Annotated in this window: 16 protein-coding genes; 12 read left to right on the forward strand and 4 right to left on the reverse strand. The window is 44.9% G+C overall.

All coding sequences use genetic code 11. The features are described from left to right. Positions 1 to 149 precede the first annotated feature (149 nt). Complete coding sequence (locus SPIGRAPES_RS13850) at positions 150 to 668, reverse strand: YcxB family protein (RefSeq protein ID WP_014271373.1); 519 nt, start codon at positions 666 to 668, stop codon at positions 150 to 152. A 77-nt stretch (positions 669 to 745) separates the two neighbouring features. Here SPIGRAPES_RS13850 and SPIGRAPES_RS13855 point away from each other — a divergent pair, with 77 nt between their 5' ends. From SPIGRAPES_RS13855 to SPIGRAPES_RS13905, 11 genes are all read left to right on the forward strand, one after another. Further along, positions 746 to 2278, forward strand: a complete 1533-nt coding sequence (locus tag SPIGRAPES_RS13855; protein WP_014271374.1) for a sensor histidine kinase — start codon at positions 746 to 748, stop codon at positions 2276 to 2278. Next, the gene (locus SPIGRAPES_RS13860) at positions 2256 to 3026 is read left to right on the forward strand and encodes a response regulator transcription factor (RefSeq protein WP_014271375.1); all 771 of its coding nucleotides are present in this window, start codon (positions 2256 to 2258) and stop codon (positions 3024 to 3026) included. The genes SPIGRAPES_RS13855 and SPIGRAPES_RS13860 overlap by 23 nt, the downstream gene beginning before the upstream one ends. Next, the gene (locus SPIGRAPES_RS13865; protein WP_014271376.1) at positions 3023 to 4012 is read left to right on the forward strand and encodes a TRAP transporter substrate-binding protein; all 990 of its coding nucleotides are present in this window, start codon (positions 3023 to 3025) and stop codon (positions 4010 to 4012) included. The genes SPIGRAPES_RS13860 and SPIGRAPES_RS13865 overlap by 4 nt, the downstream gene beginning before the upstream one ends. A gap of 122 nt (positions 4013 to 4134) precedes the next feature. Then, a complete protein-coding gene (locus SPIGRAPES_RS13870) occupies positions 4135 to 5154 on the forward strand; it encodes a TRAP transporter substrate-binding protein (RefSeq protein WP_014271377.1) in 1020 nt (339 codons plus the stop codon). Between the two features lie 69 nt (positions 5155 to 5223). Beyond that, on the forward strand, positions 5224 to 5763 hold the full coding sequence (locus SPIGRAPES_RS13875; RefSeq protein ID WP_014271378.1) for a TRAP transporter small permease: 540 nt from the start codon (positions 5224 to 5226) through the stop codon (positions 5761 to 5763). Then, positions 5763 to 7079: a TRAP transporter large permease gene (locus SPIGRAPES_RS13880; RefSeq protein WP_014271379.1), complete on the forward strand. Its 1317-nt coding sequence runs from the start codon at positions 5763 to 5765 to the stop codon at positions 7077 to 7079. Before SPIGRAPES_RS13875 ends, SPIGRAPES_RS13880 begins: the two co-directional genes overlap by 1 nt. Positions 7080 to 7416: 337 nt before the next feature. Next, entirely contained in the window at positions 7417 to 7818 is a 402-nt protein-coding gene (locus SPIGRAPES_RS13885; protein ID WP_425358214.1) for an IS66 family transposase, read from the forward strand. A gap of 443 nt (positions 7819 to 8261) precedes the next feature. Further along, positions 8262 to 9251: a substrate-binding domain-containing protein gene (locus tag SPIGRAPES_RS13890; protein WP_014271381.1), complete on the forward strand. Its 990-nt coding sequence runs from the start codon at positions 8262 to 8264 to the stop codon at positions 9249 to 9251. A 117-nt stretch (positions 9252 to 9368) separates the two neighbouring features. Beyond that, positions 9369 to 10877, forward strand: a complete 1509-nt coding sequence (locus SPIGRAPES_RS13895; protein WP_014271382.1) for a sugar ABC transporter ATP-binding protein — start codon at positions 9369 to 9371, stop codon at positions 10875 to 10877. Further along, entirely contained in the window at positions 10874 to 11965 is a 1092-nt protein-coding gene (locus SPIGRAPES_RS13900; RefSeq protein WP_014271383.1) for an ABC transporter permease, read from the forward strand. The genes SPIGRAPES_RS13895 and SPIGRAPES_RS13900 overlap by 4 nt, the downstream gene beginning before the upstream one ends. Before the next feature lies 1 nt (position 11966). Then, a complete protein-coding gene (locus tag SPIGRAPES_RS13905) occupies positions 11967 to 13052 on the forward strand; it encodes an ABC transporter permease (protein ID WP_014271384.1) in 1086 nt (361 codons plus the stop codon). Positions 13053 to 13086: 34 nt separating this feature from the next. Here the strand turns inward: SPIGRAPES_RS13905 and SPIGRAPES_RS13910 are convergent, their stop codons facing one another. The 3 genes from SPIGRAPES_RS13910 to SPIGRAPES_RS13920 are packed head-to-tail and all read right to left on the reverse strand — an operon-like array spanning position 13087 to position 17147. Continuing rightward, positions 13087 to 14676 carry a response regulator gene (locus SPIGRAPES_RS13910; RefSeq protein WP_014271385.1) on the reverse strand — a complete coding sequence of 530 codons (1590 nt, stop codon included), beginning with the start codon at positions 14674 to 14676 and terminating at the stop codon, positions 13087 to 13089. Then, a complete protein-coding gene (locus SPIGRAPES_RS13915; protein WP_014271386.1) occupies positions 14669 to 16141 on the reverse strand; it encodes a sensor histidine kinase in 1473 nt (490 codons plus the stop codon). Before SPIGRAPES_RS13915 ends, SPIGRAPES_RS13910 begins: the two co-directional genes overlap by 8 nt. A gap of 1 nt (position 16142) precedes the next feature. After that, positions 16143 to 17147: an ABC transporter substrate-binding protein gene (locus tag SPIGRAPES_RS13920; RefSeq protein WP_014271387.1), complete on the reverse strand. Its 1005-nt coding sequence runs from the start codon at positions 17145 to 17147 to the stop codon at positions 16143 to 16145. Positions 17148 to 17930: 783 nt separating this feature from the next. Here SPIGRAPES_RS13920 and SPIGRAPES_RS13925 point away from each other — a divergent pair. After that, a complete protein-coding gene (locus SPIGRAPES_RS13925) occupies positions 17931 to 18266 on the forward strand; it encodes a SymE family type I addiction module toxin (protein ID WP_014271388.1) in 336 nt (111 codons plus the stop codon). Positions 18267 to 18325: the final 59 nt, after the last annotated feature.

Below are 18325 nucleotides of genomic sequence, written 5' to 3' on the forward strand. Positions count from 1 at the left end.
CTTTATATCCAAATTGCTTTGTACTGTGTCCCAAAGAGGAACCATCTGTTCGTTTCCTCTTTGGTGAAACTGCAAAGCCCTTTCAAATGGCATTGCGTTGTGCATATTCCCCCAACCGAGGTTCTTTCCCCGGTAGCCTAATCGATGCATCAATGATGTCTGCTACAACGATCAACCGGGAGTTTTGCTGTGATGGATTTCCACACCTTGTCTCTGTCTTCAAGCAACGCACAAGGGAGCAAAAATGCCCTGTCCTTCGTGATGAACAGGTAGATGCTTTCATCTTCGTAATATGCATGAAATACATCCTGCCATCGGTAGCTTGCCAGTTCTTTGTCGTTGGAAATTTTCAGTACTTCCGAATCCTCTGAGAACTGCAAGGTATAGACGAGGCGAGGAGGGTCTAGGTTTTGCAACCGAACCTGTTTTTTCAACGAGAAGAAGACGGACGCAAAATAAACCATCGGCATTCCCAGGCCTGTCACAAGCAGTATGGTGCCCAGTAGGACTGCACCCTCAACCTGGTACATCAGAAAGCAAATAATCGCAGATACGGTGAGGATGGACGCAAAGATAACTGGACGAATATACAGCTTCAGGTGCTTGAGGAAGTTGAAGATGAGAAACTGCCAAAAGTGGCTTTCGTTCAAATACACTTGAATGGTCATAGGGCGACTATATCATATATGTGATTTCATTTCATTCTCATTTTGCATATTGAATGCTAATATGGATGCAAATACCCATGGAAACACATAAGGAAAAAGGCCTGCGCCTGAATCTTTTTCGCAGAATATTTCTCTTTCTCATTGTCTTCTCCCTCTTCATATTCCTCCAGCTGGGAATGTCGATGTATCGGGAACGATTCATCATGTATCCGATACAGAAGAGTTCCGGCAATGTCCAGAAAATCAGCCTGCTGCTCAACTCTTTGGGGCAGACACGGGAGGAGCTCTCCTCCTATCGTTGGGATTTCGGGGATATTGCATCCCTTCTTTCCGAATTGAGGCGGGAAAATGAACTCTCTGAGAAAATTCTCGGAACCATTGATGCAAATATGGAGAACATTGGGATTGAGCAATATCTTCTTGTGCAGGCAGTGGCTACTACCTACAAAAATTATCGTGGTTATCTTGATTATATGCAGGACTTGCTTATCAACAATTCCGTAAATGAAGCCTCCGAAGTGTATTACTCCGATCTCGAACCTTGCCTCCACTACCTCCATCTCTATGTCCAGCAGCTTATCGAGCGGGCAATCATGGATAACCAATCTACCTACGACCGGTTGATGGGGCTTAACGATGATTTGGATTTCCTATACTCCCTGACGATTTTGGTTATGATCCTATTCGGGTTCGCCGCCCTCAGGGAAGTCATACGGATCCTTTCCATTGTGCAGGAGATGGCAAGGTCTTCCAAAGCAATTGCGGCAGGAGACTATGACAGGCCTGAGATTTCTGTGCATCGAAAGGATGAAATTGGTGACATGGCGCACGCGTTCAATGAAATGAAGCAGGCGATGAGGAATCAGGTGAGGTTGCTCACTGCGAACAATGAGATGGAGAAAGAGATTCATAGAAAGAATACGGAGGCCTTGGCAATGCAGAACCTGCTCGAACGCGAGAAACTACAGTTGCTTCGAAGCCAGATAAATCCTCATTTTCTCTTCAATACCATCAATGTGATTAAATACACGGCACAGGAGGAGCATGCAGCAGAAACCGATGCCCTGCTTTCTTCTCTTGCTCGTTTGTTCCGCTATGTTTTGGCTGATAATGAGGTGATGGTTCCTCTCTCCCGTGAGATTCGGATTGTGGATGAGTACTACAGCCTCTACAAGGCACGATTCAAGGAAAAAGTATCACTTTTCTGGGATGTCTCGCCTTCTCTTATATTGACCGAGACATTGGTTCCTTCCTTCTTTCTCCAGCCATTGGTGGAAAATGCATTCAAGCATGGACTTGGACCGAAAGAACTTTCGGGGAGTGTCTGGCTCACTTTGAAGGAGCTGGACGGATTGCTGTGTATTCGGGTCGAGGACGATGGGGTGGGAATGGAGGTTCAACAGCTTCAGATACTGCAGAGCCGGCTACTCAATCCACCGGTTACCGGAGAGCATATAGGACTCTATTCTGTAGCAGCACGATTGAAGTTGCTCGATTCCCGTTGCCGCTTGGAGGTGGATTCAAGGAAGAGCGAAGGCACGGTAATTCGAGTTGAAATGCCATTGTTGGAAAAGAAAGGAGAAGAAGATGATCAAACTGTTGATAGCTGATGATGAGAGCATTGAACGAGAGATTTTATGCACATTCCTCTCCCCCAATCCTCTTTTGGAAATCTATCAAGCGGAAAATGGGCGGTTGGCCGTTACCTATGCATCGTTGTATGATGTGGATGTGGTGCTCATGGATATCGAGATGCCCTCACTCAATGGATTGGAAGCTTCCCAGAGGATCCTGAAGGATAAACCTTCCACCCGAATAATTTTCATTACTGCCTATAGTGTATTCTCCTATGCCCGTGAAGCTGTCAAACTAGGAGTTCTCGATTACATCCTGAAGCCGGTGGATAAGGAGGATGTTTTGAGGACCGTCAAGCGCGCGGTCAGTCAGGTCGAGGCTGAACGACAGCTGTTGGCTGTGCAATCATCGGACGGCGAGTGCCTCGAGGAGGTGACCGACAAAGCAACTTTGATGATGGCCAAAGTGAAGAAATATCTTGAATACAGCTACATGAACTACGATCTCTCCCTGGATTCGGTAAGTAGCCTGTTGAATATCAATTCATCCTATCTCAGCTGTATTTTCAAGCGATGCACTGGGATCAATTTTCTCGATTATATTACAAATCTCAGGATCAAGGCGGCAAAGGAACACCTTGCCGATCCTTTCAAGTCCGCCTCCGAAATAGCCACAATGGTGGGTTACGACAGTTCAAGCTATTTCACTCGTGCCTTTAAGAAAAACACCGGGCTTACTCCTACTGAATACCGAAACCAAGTGGGAAGGGGCCTGCGAAGATGAAAAGATTCCTGCTTGTCGCTCTGACTTTGGTCCTCGTGTGCTTCTCGTGTCGAAAAGATCAGCCGAGCCATCCAGAATTGGTACTCCGGTATGCAGATAATCAGAGCTCTGGGTACCCGACGGTTGAGGCGGCAAAGTATCTTGCAGAACTGGTGAAAGAGCGGACTGGAGGAAGAATAGAGCTCAGGGTGTATCCCGATAGTGTGCTGGGGTCCGAAACCAGCGTAATGCAGCAGATGTCCTACGGGGGTATCGATATGTCCCGTTTCTCGCTGGGGACTCTCTATCGTTTCTTCCCCGAGCTTTGGACGCTTCAGTTGCCTTACCTTTACACCGATAACGAGCATATGTGGAGGGTCCTTGATGGGGAGATTGGAGACATGTACCTGCGCAATATGTCAGGTGAACGTATTGTCGGCTTGGCCTGGTATGATGCAGGGGCCAGGAGTTTCTACACCAGAAACCCCATCGCAAATATCTCTTCACTGAAAGGCTTGACCATCCGGGTTCAAGAGAATGACATGATGAGCAGAACAATTGAATTGCTAGGTGCTGAGGCGGTGCAGATTCCTTATCAAGATATCTATTCCGCACTTCAGAAACTGCGTATCGATGGAGCGGAGAACAATCTCCCTAGTTACGTGTTCATGGACCACAACCAGGCCGCTCCCTATTTCTACCAAGATGAACACTTCCGATTGCCGGAGGTGGTGATGATCAGTGTAGATGCCCAAGAAAAGGTGGCGGCTGTCGATCCTTTGTTTGTCGATGTCCTTATCGAGTGTGCAAAGGAGAGCGGACTGTATGAACGAAAGCTTTGGCAGGAAGAGGAGAAACGCGCCTACGAGGCAGCAGTGGAATCCGGGGTGATATTCACCATTCCCAGCAAGGAAGACCTGCTTGAGCTGAAGAAATCCATGGAGCCACTGTACGAGGAACTCAGCCCGCAACAGCGCGAAATTGTTAAGAGAATTGGCGATGCCTAGAGTTTTCAATTTTTTGGATAGGTTGCACTTTCTTTAACTGGCACTTGCGTTCCCGATTTCTCGCTCTTACATTTTTGCTTATGCCTGTGGTAATCAGGTCGAATGTATTAGAGGAGGCTATTATGAAACGTGTAGCGTTTGTTCTTTTGGCACTTTTACTCTGTTCTTCCCAGGTTTTTGCTGCGGGAGAGAAAGAAAGTACAGCTGCAGCTCCTGCAGGCGAAAAAAACGTCAAGCTTGTATACGCAGAGGTCAATCCACTTGATACCATTGTGGGAAAGACCGGCCTGTATTTCAAGGAACAGGTTGAAAAGCTCAGTGATGGTTCAGTTACCATCGACATCCAGGCTTCAGGTGTACTTGGCTCAGAGAATGATGTGCTTGACTCAATCCTCGGCGGTGCTACGTCGATCGATATGTCCAGAATCTCCGCCTTCGCACTTACCAGCTATGGCGCTGAGAAGTCCAAGCTTCTTTCCATCCCGTTCACTTTTGAGAACCGGGCACATTTCTGGGCTTTTGCAAACTCCGAACTTGCTCCGGAATTCCTGAACGAGCCCCAGACCATCGGTCTTCCTATCCGCGGAGTGTTTTACGGTGAGGAAGGGTTCAGACATTTCTTTACAGTCAAAAAGGTTGAAAAGATGGGCGACCTCAAGGGAATGAAGCTTCGTGTATCCAACGACCCTGTTATGAACGGCATGGTAAAAGGTCTTGGTGCTTCTCCCACCGTTGTTTCCTTTGGTGAGCTGTATTCTGCTCTGCAGACCGGGGTCGTCGATGGAGCCGAACAGCCGATTGCAAACTACAAGTCCAATGCATTCCATGAAGTTGCCCCCAACATGATTCTTGACGGCCATACCCTTGGTGCCATCCAGGTCATTATCACGGATAATGCTTGGAACAAGCTTTCCGAGAAGCAGAGAACCGCCATCATGGAAGCTGGAAAGCTTGCACAGGCGTATAATGCGCAGATTAGTGAAAATGCAGAGAACGAGGTTCTTACCTCACTCAAAACAGCAGGTGTGAATATTGTGGAAGTCACCAACAAGGGTGAATGGGCCGACGCCTGTAAGGCTGTGATTGAACAGAATACCAAGAGCCAGGCAGCTCTGTATCAGAAAATCAAGGCTATGAAATAAGGGTTTACAACCAGCGCCAGGTGGGATTGATGTTTCAATCCCACCTTTTCAATTCTCAGGAGATTAACCATGCCAAAGTTCTTTGCAACTGTGGACAAAATTAAAAAGGCATATGATTGGACAGATAGGATTGTACTGCTAGTTTGTAAAATTTTACTTATAGCTGACATTTCGATAACCAGTTATGCAGTAGCCGGCCGTATGCTCAATCAGTACTTTCCCTTTCTGAAGGATCCGGCTTGGTCGGAAGAAGTGGTGCTGACCTGCATGTCCTATATGGCAGTTCTTTCCGCAGCCCTTGCCATACGAAAGGGTTCACATATCAGGATGACGGCTTTCGATAAATATCTTCCCAAGCTTGCTATCAAGATTCTCGATATCCTCTCCGATATTGCCGTCCTCAGTCTTGGCTTGATCATGGCGCATGTCGGTTGGCGGTATGCCACAACGCTGGGAGGACGAGGCTTCTATGTTTCCATGCCGTGGCTTAGCCGATTTTGGATGTATTTCCCTGTACCTCTTGCAGGAGTTGCCATGATCATTTTTGAGCTTGAGTCGATTTATAACCATATTAAGTCCTTCTATGTGAAGGAAGAGGAGAAGGCCTGATGGACGTTAATAGCATCGCAGTCCTAATACTGCTAGGGAGCTTTTTTGTCATGATCTTTCTCCGTTTCCCTATCGCCTATGCGGTAGGCCTTTCCTCTGTCTTTTGCATGCTCTTCCAAGGGAACAATTTGAATGATATCTGCCGACTTATGGTCAAAGGCATCAGCTCGTTCTCCTTGATGGCTGTTCCTTTTTTCATCACCATGGGTGTGTTGATGGGTTCCGGTGGAATCTCACAAAAGCTCATCGCTTTGGCAAATGCCTGCGTAGGGTGGATGAGGGGAGGGTTGGCCCAAGTAAATATTGTTGCTTCCTACTTCTTCGGGGGCATCTCCGGGTCGGCTGCTGCCGATACTGCTTCCCTCGGTTCAATCCTCATTCCTATGATGGTCAATGAAGGTTATGATGCAGACTTCTCCACTGCCGTCACCATTACCAGTTCCTGTGAGGGACTGCTTGTACCTCCGAGTCACAACATGGTCATCTATGCGACAACGATAGGGGGAATTTCCGTTGGAAGCCTTTTCCTAGCCGGCTATCTACCTGGCGCGCTCCTTGCTGTCACCTTGATGATCGGCTCTTACATTTTCGCGGTGAAGCGCGGTTATCCAAAGGGAGAAAAGTTCAGTCCAAAGAACTTCATTATCCAGTTGGGGAAATCCTTCTGGGCGCTCGCAGCAGTTATAATCGTTGTCATCGGTGTTGTGGCAGGCTTTTTTACTGCCACTGAATCTGCTGCAATTGCAGTAATCTATTCCTTGATTGTTTCGGTCTTCGTGTACAAAGGCCTAACTTGGAAGGGTGTATGGAAGGTCTTGGATGATTGTGTGGGTACGCTTGCCATAGTACTCATTCTCATCTCTACTTCCTCAGTGTTCGGGTATTGTCTCACTACGCTTCATGTTCCCGATCTTGCAGCTGCTGCAATCACCAGTCTTACCAGCAATAGGATACTTTTGATTTTGCTTTTGAATGTCATTCTCTTGGTGTTGGGTGCGATCATGGATATGGCACCGATCATTCTCATTGCAACTCCGATTTTGTTCCCGATAGCAACAGGAGCCTGTGGCCTCGATCCTATCCAGTTCGGCATTATGGTGGTGCTCAACTGTGGTATCGGGCTGTTGACCCCTCCGGTAGGAGCAGTGCTGTTCATTGGGTCGGCTGTAGCAAAGATTTCCATGGAACGGGTTGTCAAGGCAACGCTTCCTTTCTATATGTGCATGATTATAGCGCTGCTGTTGGTATCATTCGTTCCAGACATCAGTCTTTTTCTGCCTAAAGTTATCGGGGGGTATGTTCCTTTTGGTGTGTAGTGTTTTAACGTAACGTATTTCATGTACAAAGAGGCCATCTCAAAATCAAGTTTTGAAATGGCCTCTTTCGCATTTACCCAGGCATGGACAATACCCTGAGATCCCTTCGTCTCAGAATGCATGAAGGGATCTCATAAGATATAAGATGCCAAACACTGAAGCAAACTGTGAATGTCAAGGAAGTTTTTCATTGAGGAGGTGAAGACATTATCTTGGACTCCATAACGAGAGGGGAATGTATTCATACGAAGAAAGGAAGAAAGCCGTTGAACTTTATATAAAGTTTGACAAGAGCGCTTGTTCCGTCGTAAGGGAACTTGGGTATCCCACCGGGGTCCTGTGCAGTGCGACTCCCCACAAGCCGGCCGCTTATTTCCAGTATGACCTATCACGCTCCAGCGATGTGCTGAAGGGCATGGTGGGGGAGTACAACGGATATCTGCAGGCTGACGCCGACGCCGGCTACCAGACCAGCAAACAGGATTACCGGTTCACCCTCTGCCTTTGTGCTGCGCACCTGAGGAGGAAATTCGTCGATGCCCAGAAGGCCGGCGCCTACAAGCAGGGTTCGCCCGGGTACATCACCCTTGAACGAAAAATTCCGCCGGTGAAGCCGAGCTCACAGGCTCTTTTCTATCAGAAATACCAAACCGATTATATGTTCTTTACGCTGCTCATTTGTCTCGTTTCAGTACTGAAAAGCATTCAACAAAAAACCAGGATTGGTTTCTGCTGTTGACTATTTACAGAAATCAAGTTGACTGGTCTTGCCAGAGGACGATGCAAGTCATGCTGTGGATGTGTTTTATGCTTATCCTACGGTTTATCAGACAGATCCCTTCATCAGAAGTAGCCAATAACCTATAACGCATTCCTTACGTAAGAATGCATCTCTACTTTGGATAAATGTAATTGTGGAATTCCCATTTTCTATGCTAACTTTTCATGACAGGTGCACAAATTCATCTAGAATCGGAAGAAAACAAACCTTTATCGTAAAATAACATACCTTTTTTCTCTTTGCTTTGGATTTGGCTTGAAAGCGTAAAATAATATACCAAACTCGATAGAATACAACATGTACTTCTGGTATTGCAGGATTTAGTCTTTTAGCAATGGAAGCGGCGTTGCCGCTGAATGACTATCCAAATTTTTTTTGTGATTCCTTAAAAGGAGGAGAACATGAAAAAAGCTCTAAGCATTATGTTGATTCTGGTTCTGTTGGGGGCAGGTGTTCTGTTCGCAGCTGGTGCAAAGGAAACTGCTGGTCAGACAAAGATTGGTATTGTTAATCTGCCGCCAGAAGAATCCGGATATCGCCAGGCTAATGTTGAAGACATGAACAATGTGTTCTCAACTGCTAACGGCTATGATGCAAAGCAGACCAATACAGGCGACAACAGCGAGCAGATCGCTGCCGCTAAGGGTTACATTCGAGACGGAGTGGACTATCTCTTGATTTCAGCGGCTAACGCTTCTGGATGGGATGACACCCTGAAGTCAGCAAAAGATGCTGGTATTAAAGTAATTCTGTTTGACCGCGCAATCGATACTGACGCGTCCAATTACCAGGCAGCAATCCTTTCGGATATGGGCTATGAAGGTAAGAAGGCAGTGGAATGGGTTTTGAACCTTGGTCTTAATAAGATCAATCTAATCCTCATTCGTGGACAGATGGGTTCTGCAGCTGAGATTGGCCGTAGTGCAGCAGTGCTCGAAGCTGCAAAAGCTGGAAAACTCAACATAGTTGCCGATGGAACTGGTGGAGATAGCTGGAGTCTTGAAGAAGCCCGTAAGGTTGTTGAAGCAGCAATTGCAGCTGGCAAAGATTTTAACGTCATCTATGCCCAGAACGATGGTATGGCACAAGGTGCAGTACAGGCTCTCGAAGCAGCTGGCATCACTCATGGAAAGGGCGGAAAGGTCAAGGTCATTGGATTTGACTTTAACAGATTTGCACTTCGGAACGTACAGGCTGGTTACTGGGATGCCGACATGCAGTGCAACCCCCGTCAGGCAGCAGAGATCGCCAAGTGGATTAAGAGTGGAACCATTCCTAACGGAATCGTCTATCAGGAAGAGCTTCTCTTGACAACCGATACCATTACCGATGAACTCATCGATAAGTGGGGAATCAACGCAGATCCTGGTAAGGGCGTAGTCACAAGATAAGTATTTGTAATAATTTACAAACACCACTATGTTAGATATGCAGTGCGGTACGCGGATATAATTCTGCATACCGCACCGCAGTTAGGTTGTACCGTATCAGTATAAGGAGATCTTTGATTGTTGTCAGAAATCATACTTGAAATGAAGGATATCAGCAAATCATTTCCAGGGGTCAAAGCTCTGGATGGAGTGGACTTCAAGCTGCGAAAAGGTGAAATCCATGCCCTCATGGGCGAAAACGGGGCAGGTAAATCCACACTGATAAAAATCATTACCGGAGTCTACGAGAAAGACGCTGGTTTAATTACCTTGCAGGGAGAACCTATCCACTTTAAGACGCCCCAAGAAGCGCAAGACAAAGGAATAGGTACAGTATATCAGGAAATAATGCTGTGTTCCAATTTGACTGTGGCTGAAAATATGTTTATCGGCCGTAGTCACGGCCCAGTCGTTAAATGGAAACAGATGAACGAAAAAGCGGAACAGTTGCTTGCCTCACTCGGTATTCCGGCAAGCCCAACGCAGGAACTTTCAAGCTGTTCGCTTGCAGTGCAACAGATGATTGCGATTGCTCGTGCAGTCGATATGGACTGTAAAATACTTATTCTGGACGAACCAACATCTTCTCTTGACGAAGATGAGGTACATAAACTCTTTGAGCTCATGCGTGAGCTGAAAGATAGAGGTGTGGGAATCATCTTTATTACCCACTTTCTCGAACAAGTATACGAAATCAGCGACAGGATTACCGTGCTTCGCAATGGTAAGCTGGTCGGAGAATATGAAACAGCCTCACTTCCTCAAATCGAACTGATCTCGAAGATGCTGGGGAATGTTCTTGAGGACATCACAAAACTAAAGAAACATGAGTCTGTTGTAACCGACACCTCAGACCCTGTCTTTGAAGGGATAGGGCTTTCCAGTGTTGCGGGGGTGAGACCCTTCAACTTTGCCATACAAAAAGGTGAAGTGAACGGGTTTGCCGGCCTCCTCGGTTCCGGACGCAGTGAAAGTGCCCGCGCGATTTTTACTGCAGACAAGGTAACAGGTGGCGAGGTGAAGATGAAGGGCAAACGGGTAAAGATCAAAACACCTTTACATGCCATAAAGCAAGGAATAGGCTATCTGCCTGAGGACCGCAAGGGTGATGGTATTATTGCTGACCTGTCGGTACGGGACAATATCATCCTAACGCTGCAGGTCCTGAAAGGCTTTTTCAAACCTTTCTCATTAAAGCAGGCTGAGGAATTTGCCGATGATTATATTGAAAAGTTAAACATCAAGACTCCGACTGCCAATACTCCGATCAGATCTCTGTCTGGAGGAAACCAGCAGAAAGTCATTCTGGCCCGCTGGCTGCTCACTCACCCAGAGTACTTGATTCTGGATGAACCAACCCGTGGAATTGATGTTGGAACCAAAGTTGAGATTCAGAAACTTGTGATTCAACTTGCTAATGAAGGAATGAGCGTGACATTCATCTCCTCAGAAATTGGCGAGATGATCAGAACCTGTTCCCGCTTGATAGTCATGAAAGACCGTGAAATCGTAGGGGAACTCAGGGGAACGGGTTTGACGGAGAACGATGTAATGAACGTAATAGCAAAGGGAGGAAAGAACGTATGAGTAAAATGAAAAAAAGCTTTTCTCACCTTTTTCTCCCACTCTCGGTTATGGCTCTGCTTATTATCATCAATCTGGTAAAGGGCGCCGATTATTTCCGCATTACCATGGTTAATGGGGCATTATACGGAAATATCCCGAATATCTTGTTTGGGGCTTCGGAGTTAGTCATTTTGTCCATAGGTATGACTTTGATAACTGCATCTTCACGAGGACAGGACATCAGTATTGGGGAAAGTGCGACCATTACTTCCGCAATATTTGTCCAATATGTCCTTCAAGCCAGTGAGGTCACACCTCTTACCATAGTTGTAGCTTTCCTTTTAAGTTGCGTCGTGGGCTTGGTTCTTGGTGCATTTAACGGCACCCTGGTTTCTATATTCAAGGTTCAGCCGATGGTTGCATCCCTCATACTGTTTACCGGGGGCAGGTCTATAGCCTTTATGATCGACGGGAAATTGTCTCCCATCCTGGCTAACGATATATCGAATAAAATCGGCACTGTAATACCGGGAATACCAATACCAACTCCAATTATCCTGACTGTTGTTTTCATTGTTCTTATCGCAGTGGTGTTCAAGACAACGAATCTCAGGCTCTATGTAGAGGCTGTTGGAATAAACCCGAATGCGGCACGTCTGAATGGTATCAATCCAAAGAAAATCATATTTCTGACCTTTTTGATTATGGGTTTCTGTTCTGCAGTTGCGGGCTTCATCGCAGTTAACAAGGCAGGTCGTCACGATAGTGTAAACTTGCTCAAACTGATCATGATGGATGCAATCCTTGCCGTGGCAATAGGCGGAAACTCTCTAGGCGGTGGAAAGTTCAGCATTACCGGTTCCATAATCGGTGCATACACCATAGAGATGCTGAACAGGACCCTGCTTAGGCTGGAGATTGAACCGGCGATGATCAAGGTATTCAAGGCAATCTTCATTATCATTCTCATGGTAGTTGCATCGCCTGTAGCCAGAGCTTTTTTCACGAAAGCACTGGATAAGGTACGCTCTTTAAATAAGAGAAAGGGAAGTGTCCCAAACGATGCTCATATTCCCACCATGAACATAGCAGGGAAGAAGGAGGAATAGGATGGCTTCTGTGAACGTAATCAAACCAAAAACAAGGATGTCGAATTCGAATATTCTGTTTCTCATAGCTGCGGTCATATTTGTATTGATGTACCTATTTGCAATCATCAGTTATCCAGGCAGTTTCACGCAGTTTCAGACTTTCTTCGACTTGTTCAATCTGAATGCTCCACTCATCATTATGACACTGGGTTTGTGCATCGTAATGGTCGGTGGAGGTATCGATATCTCTATTGGTTCAGTGTGCGGGTTGGTGACAATGGCCTGTGCCGTATTTCTGGAATCCGATAAGGGGAACATCGGTGGTGCCATCCTTATTTCTCTGGGCATAGGTATCGCTTTCGGTATCTTACAGGGGTATCTCATATCCTATCTAGAGATTCAACCGTTTATCATTACCTTGTCAGGGTTGTTCTTGGCTCAGGGATTGCTGACCACACTTCACAAAGATCCAATCAACGTAACCATGCCTGCATTCGTGAGGTTAAGGGATTTTGATATTGTGATTACATGGCTTGGCACGAAAAACAGACTGGGTGTTTTCATTCCGTGTGAAATTAAACCAGGCACGATAATTGTTGTAATCCTTCTTATCCTGCTTGCATCCGTGATGAAGTGGTCTCGTTTCGGGCGCAATGTCTACGCCGTTGGTGGCAATAGTCATAGCGCTAATATGCTCGGCATCAACGTTAAGAAAACGATGTTTCTCACCTATGTGATAAGTGGATTGACAGCTGGTCTCGCGGGCTTTGTGTACATAATGACAACAGGAGCCGGCAATGTCGGGAATGCGTCTGGAGCCGAAATGAAAGCAATAGCTTCGGCTATCATTGGTGGTACACTGCTCAACGGCGGGGTAGGAAACCTGCTTGGGGCACCAATAGGCACCCTAACTCTCTTGGTAATTAACGAACTGATCCGTGCAGCTGGTGTTCAATCAAACTTTCAAGCGATGGTAAGCGGACTTCTGCTATATTTCTTCATAGTGTTGCAAAGTATCATCATGTCGCTTCGTGACAAGAAGAGATTTAGTTTAGCTCTACCGTCTTGGCTGCGATTGTCAAACAAAGGACAGCCCGGAAACTAAAGGAAGCCGTTACAGTCATAGAGGGACTACTTCCTTAATTCAGGCATTTGCTTCCGGTTCTAAACTCCCGGGGGGAAATGCCTGTATATTTCTTGAAAATAAAACTGAAATAATGGGGATCTCCAAATCCTACTTCATATGCGATATCCACGCTTCTCAGTTGTGTGGTCAGTAATAGGTCTTTTGATTTGTTTATTCGGACCCGTGTAAGATATTCGATGAAGGTTTCTCCGGTTTCCTGAGAAAAGATGGTACTGAAATGATTTGGGCTTACATTTGCGACCGATGCCACTGAATGCAGGGAAATATCTTGGTCGGCAGAATGAAGGTTTATATACTGCTTCGCTTTCTGGATCATTTCATAATATTTTCCCGCTGATTTTGATTCCCTGAAATCTATGAACGTATTGAGGATTAATTTCACCCCGTCACAGAATGTCTCTTTTGAGCTTGCAATCTCTGAAAGCTGTGTTTTCTGTAATCCCCAGGGTATCACTTCCTGAACAACACCACCCAGTTCATCAATGATCTTAGATATGGCAACCATAAGATCATACAGAAGGTAATATCCAATGAGTGTGGTCTGGAAAGGGTGTTCTCCTACCATGGTGATGTATTGGGCAATGATTTCATCAATGCCTGACTTCTTCACATATTTCAGCCGCTCCGATATGGGACTTCCATCCAGTTTCAAGAAATCTATCTCGGAAAAGGCGTTCAGATCATGTGATCCGACTATGAGTTTCTGACCGGTCTTAACAGAGAATTTCACAGCTTTTTCCGCTTCAGCATATGATTGGGACAAGCTTCCGATTCGTTCAACCAATGAGCCTATTCCGATTACAACCATGCATTCTGTGTTTCGTTCAACCTCATATTTAATTGCCTGGCCTAATGTATAAGCAGTTTCCTCGAGAGATTCGGATACAAGCTGCTTCAACAACAAGATGATGGTATCCCTGCTTTGGGAGAAGCATAATACCTCTTCCTGATTGTCTATAAGGCTGTTTATATGGAGCTTGGCGGTAATCAAATCTGAATAGTTTTCTGAGGAGGTGGATAGCTTGATGATTACAACAAGGTAACCATGAGCAATGAGGTCGATGCCCATATTACCGCCTTTCTCAAGTGCATCTTCCGTCTTTACGATTCCGGTTACAAGGTCGCATAACCAGCGTTCCTTAATTAGGTCAGAATTGGACTGGGCCTGCTGTTTTAGATTTTCTATACTTGAAAGATGGTTTTTCTCTTGTTCAATCCTATCTACCATTTTATTGAGTGTTGACAGCATATCTGAAGCGGAAATGGGCTTTAGCATGTATTCATCAACACCAATTGATATAGCCTCTTGTGCATACTGAAATTCGTCATGACCTGAGATTATGATTATTTTTATCCAGGGAAGTATTTTTTTGATAATTCTCGAAAGACTGAGTCCATCAACAAAAGGCATCCTGATATCAGTAATCAGTATGTCAGGTTTCACATCCTTCATAATTGACAAGGCCATCTCACCATCTGAAGATTCACCTACAAGAACAAAAGGGCCTGTCCCAGACTGTATGCTGTTTCGCAGTCCTTCACGTACTACTATCTCATCTTCTGCAATAAAAACTTTATACATTGAGTCCAGCCTCTGGTATGCTGAAATATACAGTAGTACCCTTTTTATACTGACTTGTTATTTGCAGCTTCGTGTCTTTATCATAATACAGCTCAAGTCTCTTGTTAACATTGTATAATCCATAGATATTATTCAGATCTTCAAGATCGGCAGAACCACTAATCTGTTCCACGATAGATGCAAGCTTTTCTTCGGTCATACCGATACCATTGTCTTCCACGGAAAAACAAAGGTGATTGTCTTCACGCCAGCCCTTCACCGACAATAATCCACGACCTCTTTTGTACTTAATTCCATGGTACAATGCGTTTTCAACGAGAGGCTGGAGAAGAAGCTTCAATATTTGACAGTTAGCCATTTCAGGCTGGTACTCAATTGTATAGTCCAGGATGTCACTGTATCTGATTTTCTGAATGGTCAGATAACTCCTGACATGTTCAAATTCTTCACTTACCGTTAAAAAGTCTTTACCTTTGTTGAGAGATATCCTGAAAAAGCTTGAAAATGCACGTGTGATGTCAATAACCTGATCATTCTTCTTTTCCTCGGCAAGCCAGACTATTGTATCGAATGTATTGTAGAGAAAATGGGGTGTAATCTGAGCCTGAAGAGCTTTCATCTCTGATTTTTGGAAATTCTGCTGTTCTCTGACATTTTCTGCGATTAAAGCCTGGATTTTGACTGCCATGATGTTCAGGTTGTCGGTAAGGCCATCAAGCTCGCTTACCTGAGGAAGTTCCACTCTTGCAGTGAAATCTCCCTCAGCAATTCTCTTTGACAGGTTTTCAAGTTTCTTGATTGGATTATTGATACTGGCGGTAACTGAGCGCTGCGTTAGGATTGCGAAGATGGTAACAAGAAATACGGTGAAAATCTGGATTATGGTAAGTGCGAAAGTAATGCGTTTGAAATGCTCATTTGATATTGTGGCCGACTCTATTACGCGTACCGTATAATTCTGAAGGATGTCAGAGATTAGGGCTGATACACCTCGAATTTCATCGAGGCTCTCCTCGTTTTCACTCACCAGGGAATGGTTTGCCATCTGGTTTCCCAGTCTGTCGACATTACGCTTCAGTGTATCGACTGCACGACCGGCAACTTCGAGCATCTGTCTGTTCTCTCGATCTTCAGTCGTTCTCATGATATCTTCCAGGCTCTCATTGATGCCATCAATAATGTTGTACTGTCTGCCTTCCTCGAATTTCTTGTTTCCAGCCACGATGTCCCATACTTCATTGGAGATATCCATCTTCACCGTCTGGTTGAGGCGGTTCGTCTTACTGACACTGGTTATAATACGGTCATAGCGACCCATTTGGACAATAAACGAAAAAATCGTGATAACCGGAGGTGTTATCATCAGAAGGATTATGATTACATAGGAAATTTTAATTTTCTCTTTTATGCTACTACTCTTAAATACTGAAAAAATTCTTTCAATAATGGATATCTGTTTCTTCATGCTAATACCCGCGGGGCTCTATGAGTGAAAGATCATCTGTTTCATAGAACACTTCTTCATGAACATATTGTAATCGTGGTATGCTCTCACCGGCTGCCAGTTTCTCAGCCAGCTCGATTATTTCTGGACCGGTTTTTGGGTTGCACTCGATGACACAATTCACCTTGCCTCCGCGCAGCGCATCGATTGCTGCCTGCTGTGCATCAATAGTGATAATGACGATATCTTTGCCAGGACGAAGTCCTTTCTCTTCCATCGCCTCGATAGCACCAAGGGTCATCCCGTCATTGTGGGAGTAAATGACATCGATATCATCATACATCTCAAGAAATTCAATAGCCAACTCGTACCCTCTTGAGCGGAGGAAGTCACCTGATTTACTGTATATGATGCGGTATTCGGGATGGTCCTTTAGAACTTCCCTAAAACCTTCAGCTCTTCCGAGTGCTACTGAAGAACCTTCTGTTCCGAATAACTCCACGATATTGATATGATCTTTGTCACGTTTGCTTTCAAATGTATCCAATACAAATTGTCCGGCATTCCTGCCTTCTTTAAGGCTGTCGGTACCAATAAATCCTGCATATAACGATTGATTTTCGACATCAATTTTACGGTCAGTGACTAAAACAGGAATTCCGGCATCCCGGGCTTCTTGCAATACATTATCCCAACCATCAGTTACGATCGGTACAAATACTATTACATCAACTTGATAAGCGATAAAGGAACGTAATGCTTTGATTTGATTCTCTTGTTTCTGTTCAGCATTGTCATATACCAGCTGCACCCCTCGCGCAGCTGCAGCTTCCTGTACAGAACGGGTGTTACATGTTCTCCATGCGCTTTCAGCACCGATTTGCGAAAAACCTACAATAATCCCGTTGTCTTTTTCAATTTTGGAAGTATCCTTTTTTGATGCGTTGCATCCAAGAAAACAACATATGCATATGAAGAAAATGATAATACGGAATTGTTTACTGATTTTCTTTTTGGTTAGAAACATTGAAAAGACCCTTTTATGTGTAAGCTGACTAATTATACATTCACTACACAAGAATTAACAAGGAAAATTGCGGGTATGCATCCTTTCCTGCCGGTATTCTTGCAGCAGTAATTTGCACAGCTTCAAGTCCAAAAAGTTCGCGCATTGTTTAGCATGATGAGATCTTTATAGAATAGGAAATGGTGGCTGTTTCCTTGGACGAATGATTCACCCTATATGATTTTATCAATATAAGTACTTGATAATTCCAGGGAGAGGCTCCTGTTATGAGCAAAATTCTGCTCCGGCTAATATTTTAAAATGGTTTGCTTATGAGCATTTTGAATTGCGAACTGCCTACAGAAGACCTAAAGGATTTCCTTTTCATATTGGGCTGTTATCCTGGCGAAAGGAGCGTGTAGCTCCTTTAAATCTTGTAGGTTGGGAAGTATGAGAGCACTGGCGGCACCAAGATGAGGGTGCATTATGTAATACATAGAAGTTATGTTGATCTATCTTTATACCGAAAGGAGAAGTTATCATAAAGACCGTTTTGGCAGTAAATCCGAATAGTAGGAAAACCACTGAAGCAATATGACTCCAAATGTGTCTACAGTTCTGAACACCTTTTTGGAACGTACCCCTGAAAGCTGGGCTTGAGCCTGGAGAGGATCTGAACCACAAGGTGTTTGGAGGCTGGTATGAATAATTTGAATTCTGTGCTGCTTGACGTTTGTATTTCTAACTCTATATATTGTAACGAGTTAACTGTGTATTGCTATGGCTTGAGTAGGGGAGGTCGCCATGAATTATCAAGATGATGAATTGATGCAATTCTTTTCAATGTTGGATCTTCACTCGAGCGCGGATCGGAGTAACCTAGATAACGTACTTGATAAAATCTCCTATCCTGAGCAATGTTTTGACCCCATCAAACGATATCGTTTGGAGACTAAAACACACCGAAAGCTGAAGATCTGTGCCCAAAGTGGCTATAAATACCAGGCTGTTCCAGCAATAAGATTGCAGGGGAAATGGCTTGAACAGTTTGGTTTTTCTGTTGGTCAGGAAATCAATGTCCAATGCCAGAAGGGCTGTCTGATCATCCATTTGGAAGACAAGCCCTCTGATGCACGATAGCAAGCAATCAGATAACTGAAGGCAGGCTATGCTGATGCAAAACCTGCCTTTCATGATTT

The sequence above is a fragment of the Sphaerochaeta pleomorpha str. Grapes genome (assembly GCF_000236685.1).
GTDB classification, from domain to species: Bacteria; Spirochaetota; Spirochaetia; order Sphaerochaetales; family Sphaerochaetaceae; genus Sphaerochaeta; species Sphaerochaeta pleomorpha.

Coding starts and splice junctions, on each gene's coding strand:
- SPIGRAPES_RS13920 (WP_014271387.1), bottom strand. CDS start 17,147: ATGTTTCTAACCAAAAAGAAAATCAGTAAACAATTCCGTATTATCATT.
- SPIGRAPES_RS13900 (WP_014271383.1), top strand. CDS start 10,874: ATGAGTAAAATGAAAAAAAGCTTTTCTCACCTTTTTCTCCCACTCTCG.
- SPIGRAPES_RS13925 (WP_014271388.1), top strand. CDS start 17,931: ATGAATTATCAAGATGATGAATTGATGCAATTCTTTTCAATGTTGGAT.
- SPIGRAPES_RS13870 (WP_014271377.1), top strand. CDS start 4,135: ATGAAACGTGTAGCGTTTGTTCTTTTGGCACTTTTACTCTGTTCTTCC.
- SPIGRAPES_RS13910 (WP_014271385.1), bottom strand. CDS start 14,676: ATGTATAAAGTTTTTATTGCAGAAGATGAGATAGTAGTACGTGAAGGA.
- SPIGRAPES_RS13905 (WP_014271384.1), top strand. CDS start 11,967: ATGGCTTCTGTGAACGTAATCAAACCAAAAACAAGGATGTCGAATTCG.
- SPIGRAPES_RS13860 (WP_014271375.1), top strand. CDS start 2,256: ATGATCAAACTGTTGATAGCTGATGATGAGAGCATTGAACGAGAGATT.
- SPIGRAPES_RS13890 (WP_014271381.1), top strand. CDS start 8,262: ATGAAAAAAGCTCTAAGCATTATGTTGATTCTGGTTCTGTTGGGGGCA.
- SPIGRAPES_RS13865 (WP_014271376.1), top strand. CDS start 3,023: ATGAAAAGATTCCTGCTTGTCGCTCTGACTTTGGTCCTCGTGTGCTTC.
- SPIGRAPES_RS13880 (WP_014271379.1), top strand. CDS start 5,763: ATGGACGTTAATAGCATCGCAGTCCTAATACTGCTAGGGAGCTTTTTT.
- SPIGRAPES_RS13850 (WP_014271373.1), bottom strand. CDS start 668: ATGACCATTCAAGTGTATTTGAACGAAAGCCACTTTTGGCAGTTTCTC.
- SPIGRAPES_RS13915 (WP_014271386.1), bottom strand. CDS start 16,141: ATGAAGAAACAGATATCCATTATTGAAAGAATTTTTTCAGTATTTAAG.
- SPIGRAPES_RS13875 (WP_014271378.1), top strand. CDS start 5,224: ATGCCAAAGTTCTTTGCAACTGTGGACAAAATTAAAAAGGCATATGAT.
- SPIGRAPES_RS13855 (WP_014271374.1), top strand. CDS start 746: ATGGAAACACATAAGGAAAAAGGCCTGCGCCTGAATCTTTTTCGCAGA.